The 15,867-nt window shown below is 72.2% G+C and carries 12 protein-coding genes; 7 read left to right on the forward strand and 5 right to left on the reverse strand.

The features are described 5' to 3' along the window. Nucleotides 1-128: 128 nt before the first annotated feature. Nucleotides 129-1,418, forward strand: coding sequence for a citrate synthase (locus tag IO20_RS0116700; RefSeq protein ID WP_030213252.1), 1,290 nt, complete (start codon nt 129-131; stop codon nt 1,416-1,418). Nucleotides 1,419-1,923: 505 nt separating this feature from the next. On the opposite strand, the gene IO20_RS0116705 is transcribed toward IO20_RS0116700, so the two are convergent. Together IO20_RS0116705 and IO20_RS0116710 are read right to left on the reverse strand one after the other, a co-directional pair. Beyond that, on the reverse strand, nt 1,924-4,227 hold the full coding sequence (locus IO20_RS0116705; RefSeq protein WP_030552949.1) for a heavy metal translocating P-type ATPase: 2,304 nt from the start codon (nt 4,225-4,227) through the stop codon (nt 1,924-1,926). Between the two features lie 82 nt (nt 4,228-4,309). Continuing rightward, nucleotides 4,310-4,534, reverse strand: a complete 225-nt coding sequence (locus IO20_RS0116710; protein ID WP_030222074.1) for a heavy-metal-associated domain-containing protein — start codon at nt 4,532-4,534, stop codon at nt 4,310-4,312. Between the two features lie 154 nt (nt 4,535-4,688). Here IO20_RS0116710 and IO20_RS0116715 point away from each other — a divergent pair, with 154 nt between their 5' ends. Continuing rightward, nucleotides 4,689-5,939, forward strand: a complete 1,251-nt coding sequence (locus IO20_RS0116715; RefSeq protein ID WP_030552951.1) for a cation:proton antiporter — start codon at nt 4,689-4,691, stop codon at nt 5,937-5,939. Here IO20_RS0116715 and IO20_RS0116720 read toward each other — a convergent pair. Beyond that, on the reverse strand, nt 5,917-6,633 hold the full coding sequence (locus tag IO20_RS0116720; RefSeq protein ID WP_078946109.1) for a TetR/AcrR family transcriptional regulator: 717 nt from the start codon (nt 6,631-6,633) through the stop codon (nt 5,917-5,919). The genes IO20_RS0116715 and IO20_RS0116720 overlap by 23 nt on opposite strands. A gap of 163 nt (nt 6,634-6,796) precedes the next feature. Between IO20_RS0116720 and IO20_RS0116725 the strand changes: the two genes are divergently transcribed. The 4 genes from IO20_RS0116725 (at nt 6,797) to IO20_RS0116740 (ending at nt 13,169) form a co-directional block, all read left to right on the forward strand. After that, on the forward strand, nt 6,797-9,079 hold the full coding sequence (locus tag IO20_RS0116725) for an MMPL family transporter (protein WP_030552961.1): 2,283 nt from the start codon (nt 6,797-6,799) through the stop codon (nt 9,077-9,079). Nucleotides 9,080-9,083: 4 nt separating this feature from the next. Further along, on the forward strand, nt 9,084-10,430 hold the full coding sequence (locus tag IO20_RS0116730) for a tachylectin-related carbohydrate-binding protein (protein WP_030552963.1): 1,347 nt from the start codon (nt 9,084-9,086) through the stop codon (nt 10,428-10,430). Between the two features lie 33 nt (nt 10,431-10,463). Further along, nucleotides 10,464-11,765 (forward strand): tachylectin-related carbohydrate-binding protein, encoded by a 1,302-nt coding sequence (locus IO20_RS0116735; protein WP_030552971.1) that lies wholly within the window; start codon nt 10,464-10,466, stop codon nt 11,763-11,765. A gap of 87 nt (nt 11,766-11,852) precedes the next feature. Continuing rightward, on the forward strand, nt 11,853-13,169 hold the full coding sequence (locus IO20_RS0116740; RefSeq protein WP_030552974.1) for a tachylectin-related carbohydrate-binding protein: 1,317 nt from the start codon (nt 11,853-11,855) through the stop codon (nt 13,167-13,169). Nucleotides 13,170-13,266: 97 nt separating this feature from the next. Here the strand turns inward: IO20_RS0116740 and IO20_RS0116745 are convergent, their stop codons facing one another. Then, nucleotides 13,267-13,464: a helix-turn-helix transcriptional regulator gene (locus tag IO20_RS0116745; protein WP_030222057.1), complete on the reverse strand. Its 198-nt coding sequence runs from the start codon at nt 13,462-13,464 to the stop codon at nt 13,267-13,269. A gap of 262 nt (nt 13,465-13,726) precedes the next feature. Continuing rightward, complete coding sequence (locus IO20_RS0116750; RefSeq protein WP_051874611.1) at nt 13,727-14,668, reverse strand: sugar phosphate isomerase/epimerase family protein; 942 nt, start codon at nt 14,666-14,668, stop codon at nt 13,727-13,729. Nucleotides 14,669-14,912: 244 nt separating this feature from the next. On the opposite strand from IO20_RS0116750, the gene iolC reads away from it, so the two are divergent. After that, complete coding sequence (gene iolC, locus IO20_RS0116755; RefSeq protein WP_051874617.1) at nt 14,913-15,866, forward strand: 5-dehydro-2-deoxygluconokinase; 954 nt, start codon at nt 14,913-14,915, stop codon at nt 15,864-15,866. The last annotated feature ends 1 nt before the right edge of the window (nt 15,867 follow it).

The raw sequence follows: 15,867 nt of genomic DNA on the forward strand, positions 1-15,867 counted from the left end.
TTGGCGGCACTGAGTGCCGCCGATTGGCCCAATGGTCGACCCCGAGTGCACTCTCCTGAGCCAAATGGGGGATGGTAGAGACAGTCAGGGCACCTCGAAGAAGAGGCACTACGTCGGTGAGGGATGACGTGAGCGACAACTCTGTAGTACTGCGGTACGCGGACGGTGAATACACCTACCCGGTGGTCGAGAGCACCGTCGGCGACAAGGGCTTCGACATCGGAAAACTCCGAGCCCAGACCGGTCTGGTCACCCTGGACAGCGGATACGGCAACACCGCCGCCTATAAATCCGCGATCACCTACCTCGATGGTGAGCAGGGGATTCTGCGGTACCGCGGTTACCCCATCGAGCAGCTGGCGGAGCGCTCCACCTTCCTTGAGGTGGCGTACCTGCTGATCAACGGTGAGCTTCCCAAGGTCGACGAGCTCGCGACCTTCAAGAACGAGATCACGCAGCACACGCTGGTCCACGAGGACGTCAAGAACTTCTTCCGCGGCTTCCCGCGCGACGCCCACCCGATGGCGATGCTGTCCTCGGTGGTCTCGGCGCTGTCCACCTTCTACCAGGACAGCCACAACCCGTTCGACGAGGAGCAGCGCCACCTCTCCACGATCCGGCTGCTCGCCAAGCTGCCGACGATCGCGGCGTACGCGTACAAGAAGTCGATCGGTCACCCCTTCGTCTACCCGCGCAACGACCTCGGGTACGTCGAGAACTTCCTGCGCATGACCTTCTCGGTCCCGGCGCAGGAGTACGAACTCGACCCGGTCGTCGTCTCCGCGCTGGACAAGCTGCTGATCCTGCACGCGGACCACGAGCAGAACTGCTCGACCTCCACCGTGCGTCTGGTCGGCTCCTCGCAGGCGAACATGTTCGCCTCGATCTCCGCCGGCATCTCGGCCCTGTGGGGCCCCCTGCACGGTGGCGCCAACCAGTCGGTCCTGGAGATGCTCGAAGGCATCAAGGCCAACGGCGGCGATGTCGACTCCTTCATCCGCAAGGTGAAGAACAAGGAGGACGGCGTCCGCCTGATGGGCTTCGGCCACCGGGTGTACAAGTCCTTCGACCCGCGCGCCAAGATCATCAAGGCGGCGGCGCACGATGTCCTCTCGGCCCTCGGCAAGTCCGACGAGCTGCTCGACATCGCGCTCAAGCTGGAGGAGCACGCGCTCTCCGACGAGTACTTCGTCTCGCGCAACCTCTACCCGAACGTGGACTTCTACACGGGCCTGATCTACCGCGCCATGGGCTTCCCGACCGAGATGTTCACGGTGCTCTTCGCGCTCGGCCGCCTCCCGGGCTGGATCGCCCAGTGGCACGAGATGATCAAGGAGCCGGGTTCCCGCATCGGCCGCCCGCGCCAGATCTACACGGGCGAGGTCCTCCGCGACTTCGTCCCGGTCGAGGCCCGCTAGCAGCTTCGCTGTGACCGGGCGCGCGCCCCCGGCCGCTTCGCCGTGACCGGGGGTGCACCCCTTGCGGCGAGGGAGCCGAAGGGGCGCGTCGGTGCTCCAGCGCCCCGGAGGCGAACCGAGCCTCAAAGAAGAGGTGTGCGAGAAGCGCCCCGCCGCCGATCCCCCCACGGGTCGACGGTCGGGGCGCTTCCCATATCCCGGTGCGGATTCCCCCCACGGGATCCGGGCCGGGCGTCTGCCGCGTCAGCGGTGGCTGCGCGGAGCGCGGGTGGCGACGACGCGGTCTGCCGGGGTACGTACGGGAGGGCCGCTCAAAGCTCCCCGGTGCACGTCCCCCGGCTCAACGCTTGCCAACGGGACGTCCCCCAAGACCTCCCGATGAACGTCCCCCAAGACGTTCTCTGGCATCGCCCACTTAGACTCGCGAACAGCCCAGATGGTTACCCCCCAATATCTGTGATCTAGATCTCCTTGTGAAGGTCCTGTGCGTCACGTGTGGGTGAATTCACGCGAAGCGCCGCAGCCGCAGGCTGTTGGATACGACGAACACGGACGAAAGGGCCATGGCCAGACCCGCGATCATCGGGTTGAGCAGGCCGGCCGCCGCGAGGGGCAGCGCGGCGAGGTTGTAGCCGAAGGCCCAGCCCAGGTTTCCCTTGATCGTGGCCAGGGTCCGCCGCGCCAGCCGGATGGCGTCCGCCGCGACCCGCAGATCGCCCCGGACCAGCGTCAGATCGCTCGCCTCGATGGCGGCGTCCGTACCCGTCCCCATGGCCAGACCGAGATCCGCGACGGCGAGCGCGGCGGCGTCGTTCACCCCGTCGCCCACCATGGCGACCGTCCGGCCCTCCGCCTGGAGCCGCCGGACGACCTCGGCCTTCTCCTCCGGCAGCACCTCCGCGATCACCTCGTCGATGCCCACCTCGGCCGCCACGGCCTCGGCCACCGCCCGGTGGTCGCCGGTGAGCAGCACGGGCCGCAGCCCCAGGCCGCGCAGCCGGGCCACCGCCTCGGCGCTGGTGTCCTTGACGGTGTCGGCGACGGTCAGGGTGCCCCGGGCCACCCCGTCCCAGGCGACGTGGACGGCGCCGGGCCCGGGGGCGCCGGCCGGGATCTCGACGCCTTCGGCCGCGAGCAGGGCGGCGCGCCCGACGAGGACCAGGTGGCCGTCGACCGAGCCGCGCACGCCGAGCCCGGGGACGTTCTCGAAGGTCTTCGGTACGGGCAGCTCCCCGCACCGCTCGGCGGCGCCGGCCGCGACGGCGCGGGCCACCGGGTGTTCGGAGGCGTGTTCCAGGGCGCCCGCGAGCCGCAGCAGCCGGACCTCGTCGGTGGCGTCGGTGCCGTACTTCCCCCCGTACACGTGGACACCGGTCAGCCGCATGCGGCCCGTGGTGACCGTCCCGGTCTTGTCGAGGACGACCGTGTCGACGCGGCGGGTGGACTCCAGGACCTCGGGTCCCTTGATGAGGATGCCGAGCTGGGCGCCCCGGCCGGTGCCGACCATGAGGGCGGTCGGGGTGGCGAGGCCCAGGGCGCAGGGGCAGGCGATGATCAGGACGGCGACGGCGGCGGTGAACGCGGCGGTCGGGTCGTCCGTCACGAGCAGCCAGGCGACCAGGGTGCCGAGCGCGATGAGGATCACGGCCGGGACGAAGACGGCGGAGACGCGGTCGGCGAGCCGCTGCACCTCGGCCTTGCCGTTCTGGGCGTCCTCGACGAGCTTCGCCATCCGGGCGAGCCGGGTGTCGGCGCCGACGAGGGTGGCGCGGACGACCAGCCTGCCGGAGACGTTGACGCAGCCGCCGGTGACCGGGTCGCCCTCGGTGACGTCGAGCGGCAGCGATTCGCCGGTGAGCAGGGACGCGTCGACCGCCGACGCGCCCTCGGCGACGGTGCCGTCGGTGGCGATCTTCTCCCCGGGGCGTACGACGAAGAGGTCGCCGGCACGCAGCGCGGCGACCGGGATCCGTACCTCCGTGCCCTCGCGCAGTACGGCGACGTCCTTGGCGCCGAGTTCCATCAGGGCGCGGAGCGCGGCGCCCGCCTTCCGCTTGGCGCGGGCCTCCAGGTAGCGGCCGAGCAGGATGAAGGTGACGACGCCGGCCGCGACCTCCAGGTAGATCGAGGAGGAGGCGTCGGAGCGGTCGACGGTCAGGTCGAAGCCGTGCCGCATGCCGGGCATTCCGGCGTCGCCGAGGAAGAGGGCCCAGAGCGACCAGCCGAAGGCGGCGAGGGTGCCGACCGAGACGAGGGTGTCCATGGTGGCGGCGCCGTGCCGGAGGTTGGTCCAGGCGGCCCGGTGGAAGGGCAGTCCGCCCCAGACGACGGCGGGGGCGGCGAGGGTCAGCGAGAGCCACTGCCAGTTCTCGAACTGGAGCGAGGGGACCATGGCGAGCAGGACGACGGGCGCGGAGAGCAGCGCCGTGACGGTGAGCCGCTGCCGGAGTGCGGCGAGTTCGGGGTCCGTCTCCGGCTCGGGGTCGGTCCCTGGCCCGGAGTCGGTCCCCGGCCCGGAGGGAGTCTCCGGCTCCGGGGCCGGCGGCTCCTCGGCGGTGTAGCCGGTCTTCACGACGGTGGCGATCAGGTCGTCGACCGCGATCTCGGGCGCGTGCTCCACCCGGGCCTTCTCCGTGGCGTAGTTGACGGTCGCGGTCACCCCGTCCATCCGGTTGAGCTTCTTCTCGACGCGGGCCGCGCAGGAGGCGCAGGTCATCCCGCCGATGGTCAGCTCGGTGACCGTGGTGGCGGCGGCGCCGGTGGCGGCGGGGTCCGTGAGGGGGACGTCCGGGACGGTGGTGCGGGGCATGTGCGGTTCCAGGAGGTGCCGAAAAGGGTGCAGGGCCGTACCCGGTAACGGTACGACCCTGCGAGGCGGTGGGGGCGAGCGGTCAGACCAGCTCGTAGCCGGCCTCGTCGACGGCGGCGCGGACGGCCTCCTCGTCGAGCGGGGCGGCGGAGACGACGGTGACCTGCCCGGTGGCGGCGACGGCCGTGACGGAGGAGACGCCGGGCAGCTCGGAGATCTCGCCGGAGACGGCGCCCTCGCAGTGGCCGCAGGTCATGCCCTTGACCTGGTAGACGGTGGTGAGTTCGGTCTTCGTCTCTGCGGTCATGGCGGTTCTCCTCGTGGGTTCAGGACCGTACGCCACGGATTTTATACCCCTGGGGGGTATTAATCCAGTCGGCTCCGGTCGTGGCGTGCCGGAGATGTCGGCAGGCCCCTCCGTCGTCAGGTCATCCAGCCGGAGCCTATGGTAAACACCCGATATGTCGCATTCGGGGACCACGCTCATCCTGATCATGACCATCGCCGTCCTGGCGCCGCTGCTCGCCTACGCGGTCGGACGGAAGCTCCCCGTCCCCCTCGTCATCTTCGAGATCCTGCTCGGCATCCTCATCGGCCCCGACGTCCTCGGCTGGGCCCACCCGAGCGAGCTGATCGACGGCCTCTCCGAACTCGGCCTCACCATGCTGATCTTCCTCGCGGGATACGAGATCGAGTTCGGCAAGGTCCGCGGCGACACCCTCCGGCGCTCCGTCCAGGCCTGGCTGATCGCCCTCGCCCTCGGACTCGCCGCCGGCATCCTCCTCGGCGGCGGCTACACCAAGGGCGTCTTCATCGGCGTGGCGCTCACCAGCACCGCGCTCGGCACCGTCCTGCCGGTGCTCCGGGACGCCGGCGACCTCCACGGACGGTTCGGCTCGGTCGTCATGGCCTTCGGCGCGGTCGGCGAGTTCGGCCCGATCATCGCGATGGCGCTGCTGCTCAGCGGGCGCGGCGCCGGCGAGTCGACCGTACTGCTCGCGGTCTTCGCCGCGCTCACCGCGGGGGCCGTGTACTGGGCGCTGCGCCCGCGCCCGCCGTGGTTCTCCGCCGTCATCGCCAAGACCCTGGACAGCAGCGGGCAGTTCGCGGTCCGGTTCGTCTTCCTGCTGCTCGCCCTGATGCTGGCCGCCTCGCAGGCCCTCGGGCTCGACGTGCTCCTCGGCGCCTTCGCGGCCGGACTCATCACCCGGCTCGTGCTGACCGGGGCCGCGCCCGAGTCAGGCCCCAAGATCCTGGAGAAGATCGAGGGCGTCGGCTTCGGCTTCCTCGTCCCGGTCTTCTTCGTCGTCACCGGGATCGAGTTCGACCTGGACTCGCTCCTCGCGGGCGGCCGGACGCTGCTTCTGCTGCCGCTCTTCCTGCTGCTCTTCCTGGTGGTGCGCGGCGGCCCGATCTGGTTCCGCGCCCCGCGCGACCTCGGCCGGAGGGACCGGGCCTGCCTCGTCCTGTACGGCTCCACCGCGCTGCCGCTCGTCGTCGCCATCACCACCATCGGCGTGGACGACAAGACGATGACGGCGGGCGAGGCGGCGGCGCTCGTCGGGGCCGGGATGCTCTCCGTCCTCGCCTTCCCGCTGCTCGCGCTGAAGCTGAGGGGGAGGGCGGGGGAGGAGCCGGAGAGCGGGCCGGCGGGCGAGCCGCGGGGCGAGGCCCCGCGCGGGGGAGCCGTCAGTGGCTCCGAGTCGTGGTGACCGGCCCTTCGGTCAGCGGCCCTTCGGTCAGCGGGGCGAGGTAGCGGAGGAGGAGGGTCTTCAGCTCGCCGATCATGGCGTCCCGCTCGGGCCCCTCCGGCGCGGCAAGGACCAGGTCCAGGCCGCCCTTGAAGGTCGCGAAGGTCATCTCGGCGACGCGGGCCCGCTCCTGGGCGGGCATGGCGGGGGCGAAGTGGGCGAGCACCTCCCGTACCCGGGCGAGCAGCGAGACGTGCAGTGCGTCGTGCTCCTCGGCGATCCGGCCGGGCGCGTCGGAGCCGTGCATCAGGGCGAGGAAGGCCGGGTTCGCGCAGTTGAACTCGATCATCGGATCGACCACGGCGTCCAGGAGCTCGGGCAGCGGCAGCGCGAGGTTCTCCGGTGTGAACGCCTGGCCGTGGGCCTCCCGCATCTGGTGCAGCAGACGCTCGCCCAGCTCGATCGCGATGGCCTCCTTGTTGGGGAAGTACTGGTAGAGCGTGCCGGGCGAGACGTGGGCCTCGCGCGCGATGGCGTTGGTGCTCGCCGCCGTGTAGCCGTTCGAGCAGAAGACGTTCGCGGCGGCCTGGAGCAGCTGCGCGATGCGGCGCTCGCCGCGGGCCTGGCGGCGGCGCGGCTTCGGCTCGTCCGATGTCGGTTCCGGCGTCGCTTCCGACGCCACTTCGGGCACGTCTTCGGGCACGTCTTCGGACATGACTGTCCCCAGCTCTCCTCAACACGTTTGACAAATGCGAGCGCTCGCTCGCATTCTTGGAGAACGCGAGTGATCACTCGTGTTTGCCAGTCTATGGCAACGGGCGACCCATGTGACCTGCCGGGAAGCGAGCACAGGGGTCAGGTGAAGGGGACACCTCGTCATGGCCGAAGTCAAGAAAACAGCGCTCGATGGCGGGGTCGGAGCCCGTGGCGGGGGCGGCGGGTGGACGCGGTTCGTGACCGCGCGGCCGCGGCTCACACTCCTCGTGGCCCTCGTCCTCACCGCCCTCGCCGTCCTCGCCGGCGGCGGGGTCGCCGACCGCATGGGCAGTGGCGGCTGGGAGGACCCGGCCGCCGAATCCACGTACGCGACCGAGGCGCTCGAGCGCCGGTTCCCGGGCTCCCAGCCCAACCTGCTCCTGCTCGTGAACGCCGGACCGGAGGGGGTCGACGCCCCGGCGGTGGCCGCCGAGGCCAGGAAGCTCGCCGAGCGGCTCGACGCCGAGCCGGGCGTCGACGGTGTCGGTTCCTACTGGTCCACCGGTTCGCCCGCCCTGCGCTCCGAGGACGGCCGGCAGGCCGTGATCGCCGCCCGGATCGCCGGTGAGGAGAAGGACGCCGCCGCCGTCCTCGACCGGATCGCCCCCGAGTACCGGGGCGCGCACGGACCCGTGGAGGTCTCCCTCGGCGGCGGCCTCGCCGTCCGTCACGAGATGCAGGTGATCATTCAGGAGGACCTGCTGAGGGCCGAGCTCATCGCCCTGCCCCTCACCCTCGTCCTGCTCGTCATGGTCTTCGGCAGCGCCGTCGCCGCCCTGCTGCCGCTCGGCGTCGGCATCGTCGCCATCCTCGGCACCAACGCCGTCCTGCGCGGCATCACCGAGTTCACCGACGTCTCCGTCTTCGCGCAGAACCTGACGACCGCCCTCGGCCTCGGACTCGCCATCGACTACGCCCTGTTCGTCGTCCGCCGCTACCGCGAGGAGCTGGCCGCCGGGGCCGACACCTACACCGCCGTCCGCACCACGCTGCGCACCGCCGGGCGGACCGTGCTCTTCTCCGCGCTGACCGTCGCCGTCTCGCTCGCCGCGATGCTGGTCTTCCCCCAGTACTTCCTGCGCTCCTTCGCGTACGCGGGCATCGCCGTCGTCCTGCTCGCGGCGACCGCCGCGCTCACCTTGCTCCCGGCGGCCCTCGTACTGCTCGGCGACCGGGTCAACGCGCTCGACCTCCGGCGCCTCCTCCGGCGCCGTCGCGCCGGCCGGGAGGGCGCGGGCACGGGCGAAGGCGGCGACGAGGGCGCGGGCTGGGCGCGGGCCGCCTCGCTCGTGATGCGCAGGGCGCCGGTCTTCGCCGTCCTCACCACCGCCGGACTCGTCCTGCTCGGACTGCCCTTCCTCGGCGTGAAGTTCGGCACCGCCGATGATCGCCAGCTGCCCGTCACCGCCTCCTCCCGAGTCGTCCAGGACCAGCTGAGGGACAGCTTCCCCGGCGACCCCGGCGGCGGGATCACCGTCGTCGCCGAAGGCGAGGCCACCCCCGCGCAGTACGCCTCCTACCGCGAGCGGATCGCCGCCCTCGACGGCGTCGCGCGGGCCGAAGGACCGGTGACCGCCGCCGGTGGCCACGCCTACTTCACCGTCGTGCCCGAGGGCGAGACCGTCGGCGCCGAAGCCCAGCGCACCGTGAGCGAACTGCGCGCCGCACCGGCGCCGTTCGACACCTCCGTCACCGGGCAGGCCGCCGTCCTCGTCGACTCCAAGGACGCCCTCGCCGAGCGGCTGCCCTGGGCGGCGGGCATCGTCGTCCTCGTCACGCTGCTCCTCGTCTTCCTGCTCACCGGCAGCGTCCTCATCCCCGTCCAGGCCGTCGTCCTCAACGCCCTCAGCCTCACGGCGATGTTCGGCGCGGTCGTCTGGGTCTTCCAGGACGGCCACCTCGCCGGACTCCTCGGCTTCACGGCCACCGGCGACATCGAGACCACCCTGCCGGTGCTCATGTTCTGCGTGGCCTTCGGACTCTCCATGGACTACGGGGTGTTCCTGCTCTCCCGCATCAAGGAGGAGTACGACGCCACCGGCGACCACGAGCACTCCGTCCGCTTCGGCCTGCGCCACACCGGCGGCCTCATCACCGCCGCGGCCGTGATCCTCGCCGTCGTCATGGTCGCCATCGGCACCTCCCGCGTCACCAACACCAAGATGCTCGGCCTCGGCGTCGCCCTCGCCGTCCTCATGGACGCCATGGTCGTCCGCAGCCTTCTCGTCCCCTCCGTGATGAAGCTGACCGGCCGCCTCACCTGGTGGGCCCCGGGGCCGCTGCGCCGCTTCCACGACCGGTTCGGAATCAGCGAGACGGATCCGTACAACCATGGGTCGACTCCGGGTGTCATAGAGGTGTCCGAGGAGTTGCGGGAGACCGCTTCCTCACGATCAACAGGCTGAATCCATGGGGGATTTCGTGGCACGCGTACGCGCAAGTCTGGTTCTGGCGACGGCCCTCGTCGCCGGCATCGCACCGGTGGCGCTCGGGGGAGCGCCGGCTGTCGCCGCACCGGTTGCGGCCCGGTCGGGAGCCACCGTCGAGCCGGGCACCGTCGTCCAGGAAGGCGGCCGGCTGACCGTTCCGGCCGGCGTGGAGGGACCGGTGACGCTGCGGTTCAAGGCGACGCTGCCGACCGGAGTCACCGGACCGGTGCGGGCCCGTGTCACCCTCCCCATCACCAACTGGCCGCCCGGCGGCTGGACGGACCACCGCGCCGCGGCGCAGATCGACTCCACGTGCTCGGTCGGTGGCGGGGCCTTCGCCGCCTGCGACTGGCAGGGGACGAGTTTCACCGACGACCCCGGCCCGTACCGGATCGTCCTCGACCTGCCCCCAGTCGAGGCCTCGTCGACGGTCGACCACGCCGTCACGATCGACTTGCCGGAGAGCCTCGCCTGGATCGGCTCGCTCGACGCGCCCGTCGAGCTGAAGGACGCCGCCGGGACCGTCGTGGCCCAGGGCAAGGTCGGCCTCGACGTGGTCGCCGGCAGCCCGCGGTCGTCCCAGTGGGGCGCCGTGCACGCCGTCGACAAGGACGGAGTCCTCTGGCGTTACGAGGCCACAGGCAAGGCCGACCGGACCCTGACGCCCCGCAAGCGGATCGGCGGCGGCTGGAACGCCTACGACCGGATCGTCCCGCTGAACCGCGCGACCGCAGCCGGCACGGGCGACCTGGTGGCCCGGGACAAGAACGGCCACCTCTGGTACTACGAGGGCTCCGGCAACCCCGCGGCCCCCTTCAAGCCGGCCAGGCGCACCACCGGCGACCAGATCGGCAGGTGGCAGGAGTACACGTCCCTCGCCTCCAACGGAGAGGGGGGCCTCGTCGCCCGCGACAAGGACGGCGTCCTCTGGAACTTCGAGCGCTCGGACGAAGAGGGCATCAGCCTCTTCGAGCCGCGCGTGCGCGTCGGCGGCGGCTGGAACGTCTACACCCAGATCACCGCCTTCGGTGACGGCCTGGTCGCCCGTGACACGGCCGGTGTGCTCTGGAAGTACAACGGGTCCACCTCCACGTCGGCGGCGCGGCCGTTCGAGGCCCGCTGGCGGGTCGGCGGCGGCTGGAACACCTACAACACCCTGGCGGGGACGGCCGAACTCGGCGCCGGCACCCACACCGAGCTCATCGCCCGGAGCACCAACGGCGACCTCTGGGCCTACGACGCCAGGCCCTCCGGCTTCGGCTACGCGCCCAGCTCGCTCCGCACCCGGATCGGCTGGGGCTGGAGCATCTACAAGACGGTGATCTGACACCTCTGATCGCCACCTCTTCAAGGGGGATCCATGAGAAACACCCGTACGTTTCTGGTCGCGGCGAGTGTCCTGCTCGCCGCTCTGATCCCCCCGGCCGCCGGAGGGGCGCAGGCTCTCGCCGCGCCCCTCACGGCGCCCACCCCGGGCCCGGCCGCCGCGGCGCCCGAGCCCGGCACCGTCGTCCAGCGGGACGGCACCGTCGTCGTCCCCGCGGGCGAGGAGGGCCCCGTCACCAGCTACCTGCTCGCCACCCTCCCGGCCGGTGCCACCGGACAGGTCTCGGCCCGGATCGACTGGGCCAACCTCGAATGGTGGGACAGCGAACGACCCGGCTGGCTCTCCTACCTCACCTGGTCGTGCTCCGTGAACGGCGGCCCGTTCACGCCCTGCCCGCTCAACGGCCCCCATGACGGGGAGCACCCCTACACCCAACTCCCGACGACGACCGCCGCGCCCACCCTCACCTACGCCGTCCGGGTCGACGCGGCCACGTACGGCTCCGTGGGCGTGCCCACCTGGGGCACCGTCTCGGTCACCGCGGCGGGCGAGAAACTCGCCGACGGGCCCGTCGAGTTCCAGTTCGTCGACGGCACCCCGGAGGCCTACCGGCGCACGGTGCTGCACGCCCGCGACCGGAGCGGCGTGCTCTGGCAGTACGAGGGGACGGGCAAGGAGGACGCACCCTTCAAGCCGCGCACGCGGGTCGGCGGCGGCTGGGGCGTCTACACGGCGCTCACCAAGCTCGGCCCCTCGACGGCGGACGGCGGCGGCGACCTCGTCGCCCGGGACGGCGCCGGCACCCTCTGGTACTACTCCGGCTCGGGCGACCCGGCCGCACCGTACTGGCCGCGCGTCCGCGTCGGCGGCGGCTGGAACGCCTACACCGCGATCACCGGCACGCCGAGCGGGCTGCTCGCCCGGGACCGCTCCGGTGTCCTCTGGCACTACGTGGGCTCCCACCAGTCCCCGCCCGCGGCCCCCTTCAAGGCACCCGTCCGGGTCGGCGGCGGCTGGAACGCCTACACCGCGATGACCGCGCTCGGCGACGGCCTCGTGGCCAGGGACACGAGCGGAGTGCTCTGGCTCTACCGGCAGAGCAACCCGCGCGACCCCGCCGTACCGTTTGCGCCGCGCGTCCGCGTCGGCGGCGGGTGGAACGTCTACTCCGGCCTCGTGGGCACCGGGGAGCTCGGGCGCCTCGGTCCTCCGGACCTCGTGGCCCTCGACAGGGACGGCATCCTCTGGACGTACGAGGGCACCTACTACGCGCCCCCCGGACCGAACCGGAAGCGGGTCGGCTGGGGCTGGAACATCTACGACGCCCTCGTCTGAGGGAACCACGGACCCGACGGAACCACGGACCCGACCGAACCCACAGAACACACGGAACCCACGGCACCGACGGAACTGGGGAATGCCATGAGACACCTGCGAAGAGTCCTGGTCGCGACGGGAGCCGTCCTCGCCGTCGCGACCGCCCCGGTGGCCGCCGCCCCCGCACCCGCCCCGACCGCCACCGCGCCGCCCGCGAGCGCGGCGGACGCCGCCGTCGAACCGGGGACGATCGTGCAGGAGGGCGGCCCGCTGACCGTGCCCTCCGGCGAGGAGGGCCCGGTCACCACGAGGCTCACCGTCACCCTGCCGCCCGGAGTCACGGGGCCGCTGCGCGGCACGCGGCTCGCGTTCGAGGCGGGGACGAGCCGGCCGGAGGACCGACCCGGCCTGCGGTTCGGTTCCACGTGCGCGGTGAACGGCGGGGCGTTCGCACCCTGCGCCTGGACCTCACCCGACCCGGAGACGGTCGTCGAGACCTGGCTCGTCCTCGACCTGCCCGGCGCCGAGGTGCCCGCCGGCTCCTCGACCGTCACCTACGACATCACCGTCGACGTGCCCTCGGGCCTGGAGTGGCTCGGCGATCTCTCCGCCACCCTCGAACTCGGCCACGCGACCGGCGTGGTGGCACGCGGCGAGGTCGGCCTCCGGATCGTGCCCGGCACCCCGGAGGCCTGGAGACGGTCCTCGCTGCACGCCCGGGACCGCGCAGGCGTGCTCTGGCAGTACGACGCCACCGGCCGCGACGACACCCTGCTCGCACCGCGCAGCCGGGTGGGCGGCGGCTGGAACGTCTACACGGCGATCACGAAGCTGGACCGCACGACCGTCGCCCGCAACACGGGCGACCTGGTGGCCCGTGACCGGGACGGCGTGCTCTGGTACTACCAGGGTGGCGGCCGGGACAACGCGCCCTTCGAAGCGCGCGTGCGGATCGGCGGCGGGTGGAACGTGTACACGCGCATCGTCGGCCTGCCGGGCGGCGACCTCGTCGCCCGCGACCGGGACGGTGTCCTCTGGTGGTACGAGGGGAGCGGCCTGGCCCGCGGGAAGTTCACCCCCCGGGTCCGGATCGGCGGCGGGTGGAACGCGTACACGAGCATCGTCTCCTTCGGTGAGGGACTCGTCGCCCACACGTCGGCCGGCCGGCAGTGGAGGTACGAGAAGTCGGACGACTGGGACCCGTCCGTGCCCTTCAAGCCCCGGCGTGAGGTCGGCGGCGGCTGGAACGGCTACTCGGCGCTGGCGGGGATGGGTCTCGTCGTCCAGGACCCCTCCCTCGCCGCCCGGACGAAGGACGGCAAGCTGTTCGTCTACGGGGTCGACCGGTGGGGCGGGAACTCCGACCCGTACGACCCCCGTCCGGCGGGCTGGGGCTGGAACATCTACGACCTGCTCGTCTGACATCGCCCGCCCCGGCTCCCACGACGTGGCGCCGGCACCGGGTCCTCCCGGTGCCGGCGCCGTGGGTGACCGTCGTGGCGCGGTACCGTCAGTCGCGTCAGTCGCGGCGGCCCCGGTTGCCGGGACGGCTGGCGACCCAGGCGCGGATGGTGTCCGGGTACCAGTAGGGCTTCCCCGATTCGACCTGGTCGGGCGGTGGCAGCAGTCCGTGCTTCCGGTAGGAGCGGACCGTGTCCGGCTGGACCCGGATGTGCGCGGCGATGTCCTTGTACGACCAGAGCCTTCTGTCCGTCATGCCTGGTACCTCCCTGCGCGCCACGCAGCGGCGGCGGGGGTGCCGTTCGGGGGCGCTGCGGGCGGGCGTTGGCGATCACTGAGCCATTGCCCCCTGCAACGACCCCTTCAGACCGCAGGAGAACGCCTGTCGTGCGCCTGTGACGGAAGACCCGCGTAACGGAGACACGTGTGACGCCGAAGGGACGTGCGTGACGAAAGCGGAGTATCGGAACAACGGCGTGTCCCCGTGCGTCATCCCCGGTCAGAGAGGTATGCGCCGGTCACACGCCGCAGGAGCGCAGAAAGCGCCGGGTGCGCAGCGCGATCGGGTACGGGACGTCCGGCTCGCACGGGTACATGTCCTGCTCGACGATCGCGAACAGGTCCACGTCCAGGGCCGACGCGGCGGCGAGCACGGGCTCCAGGGCGGGCACCCCGGACGGCGGCTCGCACATCACGCCCCGCGCCACCGCGGGACCGAACGGCACCCCCTCGGCCACCACCCCGGCCAGCACCTCCGGGTCGACCTGCTTGAGGTGGAGGTAGCCGATCCGCTCGCCGTACGTCTCGATCAGCTTGACGCTGTCCCCGCCCGCGTACGCGTAGTGCCCGGTGTCCAGGCAGAGCGAGACCGCCTCCGGGTCGGTGGCGTCGAGGAACCGCGTGACGCTCTCCTCGCCGTCCAGATGGGTGTCGGCGTGCGGGTGGACCACGATCCGCAGCCCGTACCGCTCGCGCACCTCCCGGCCGAGACGCTCGGTCAGCCGCGTCAGGTCCCGCCACTGTTCCGCGGTGAGGGTCGGCTCCTCCAGGACCTCGCCCGTGCGGTCGTCGCGCCAGAAGGACGGGATGACGACGAGATGGCCGGCGCCCACGGCCTGGGCGAGGGCCGCGTTCTCCGCAACGTGCGCCCAGGTCCGCTCCCAGACGCCGGGGCCGTGGTGGAGGCCGGTGAAGACCGTCCCCGCCGAGACCCGCAGACCGCGCCGCTCGGTCTCGTCCCTGAGGACGGCCGGATCGGTCGGCAGATAGCCGTACGGCCCCAGCTCGATCCACTCGTAGCCCGCGCCGGACACCTCGTCGAGGAAGCGCTGCCAGGGCACCTGCCGGGGATCGTCGGGGAACCAGACACCCCACGAGTCCGGGGCGGAGCCGATCCGGATCCGGGACGGCGGCGACGCGGGCGGCGACGGGGACAACGACGGCTTCGGCGGCTTCGTCATGCCTGCCACCTTCGCCGGGACCCGAGAACAGCGTCAAGCGGGCCGCTCCGGCCTCGTCCGGTCCAGCCCGTTCCACTCCCGCCGATCCGCCCCGGCCCGTCCCGCCCCTTCCGGTCGTCCGAATGTCCGGACATGTCGTTGACACGCCTCCGTACGGCCGACTAGACCTGGGGTGACCGGCCGGGACGGGAAGACCGGACGCGAGAGGTGGCGCGTGGAGACGGAGCCGTACGACCTGATCGCCATGGGGCGCCTCGGCGTGGACCTGTACCCGCTCCAGACCGGTGTCGGCCTCGACCGCGTCGAGAGCTTCGGCAAGTTCCTCGGCGGCTCCGCGGCCAACGTGGCCGTCGCCGCCGCCCGCCTGGGCCGCCGCACCGCCCTCGTCTCCCGCACCGGCGCCGACCCCTTCGGCACCTATCTGCGCCGCGAGCTCAAGGGCTTCGGCGTGGACGAGCGGTGGGTGGGCGAGGTCGAGGAGTACCCCACGCCGGTCACCTTCTGCGCCCTCTTCCCGCCCGACGACTTCCCGCTCACCTTCTACCGCCGCCCCAAGGCGCCCGACCTGGAGATCCACCCGCACGAGCTCGACCTCGACGCGATCCGCGCCGCCCGCGTCTTCTGGGCGACCGGCACCGGCCTGAGCGCCGAGCCGAGCCGCACCGCGACCCTGGCGGCGCTGCGGGCCAGGTCAGGCCGGGAGGTGACGGTCCTCGACCTGGACTGGCGGCCGATGTTCTGGGCGGATCCCGCCGAAGCCCGCCCGTACTACCGCGAGGCCCTGCGGCACGCGACCGTCGCCGTCGGCAACCTCGACGAGTGCGAGGTGGGGACGGGGGAGCGCGATCCGTACACCGCCGCCCGCGCCCTGCTCGACGCCGGCGGGGGAAGCCTCCGGCTCGCCGTCGTCAAACAGGGCCCCAAGGGCGTCCTCGCACTCGCCGCCGACGGGACCCGCGCCGAGGTGCCGCCGCTGCCGGTGGACGTCGTCAACGGCCTGGGCGCGGGCGACGCGTTCGGCGGGGCGCTCGTCCACGGCCTGCTCGCCGGCCGGGACCTCGACACGATCCTGCGCCACGCCAACGCCGCCGGGGCGATCGTCGCGGGCCGCCTCGCCTGCTCGTCCGCCATGCCGTACGCGGAGGAGATCGCCGAGGCGCTCGCGACGGGCACGGGAACGATCCGCGAGAGGGGGTAGG

This window comes from Streptomyces exfoliatus (genome assembly GCF_000725545.1).
GTDB classification, from domain to species: Bacteria; Actinomycetota; Actinomycetes; order Streptomycetales; family Streptomycetaceae; genus Streptomyces; species Streptomyces exfoliatus.

Coding starts and splice junctions, on each gene's coding strand:
- IO20_RS0116725 (WP_030552961.1), top strand. CDS start 6,797: ATGGCCGAAGTCAAGAAAACAGCGCTCGATGGCGGGGTCGGAGCCCGT.
- IO20_RS0116745 (WP_030222057.1), bottom strand. CDS start 13,464: ATGACGGACAGAAGGCTCTGGTCGTACAAGGACATCGCCGCGCACATC.
- IO20_RS0116705 (WP_030552949.1), bottom strand. CDS start 4,227: ATGCCCCGCACCACCGTCCCGGACGTCCCCCTCACGGACCCCGCCGCC.
- IO20_RS0116720 (WP_078946109.1), bottom strand. CDS start 6,633: ATGTCCGAAGACGTGCCCGAAGACGTGCCCGAAGTGGCGTCGGAAGCG.
- iolC (WP_051874617.1), top strand. CDS start 14,913: ATGGGGCGCCTCGGCGTGGACCTGTACCCGCTCCAGACCGGTGTCGGC.
- IO20_RS0116715 (WP_030552951.1), top strand. CDS start 4,689: ATGTCGCATTCGGGGACCACGCTCATCCTGATCATGACCATCGCCGTC.
- IO20_RS0116750 (WP_051874611.1), bottom strand. CDS start 14,668: ATGACGAAGCCGCCGAAGCCGTCGTTGTCCCCGTCGCCGCCCGCGTCG.
- IO20_RS0116730 (WP_030552963.1), top strand. CDS start 9,084: ATGGGGGATTTCGTGGCACGCGTACGCGCAAGTCTGGTTCTGGCGACG.
- IO20_RS0116735 (WP_030552971.1), top strand. CDS start 10,464: ATGAGAAACACCCGTACGTTTCTGGTCGCGGCGAGTGTCCTGCTCGCC.
- IO20_RS0116710 (WP_030222074.1), bottom strand. CDS start 4,534: ATGACCGCAGAGACGAAGACCGAACTCACCACCGTCTACCAGGTCAAG.
- IO20_RS0116740 (WP_030552974.1), top strand. CDS start 11,853: ATGAGACACCTGCGAAGAGTCCTGGTCGCGACGGGAGCCGTCCTCGCC.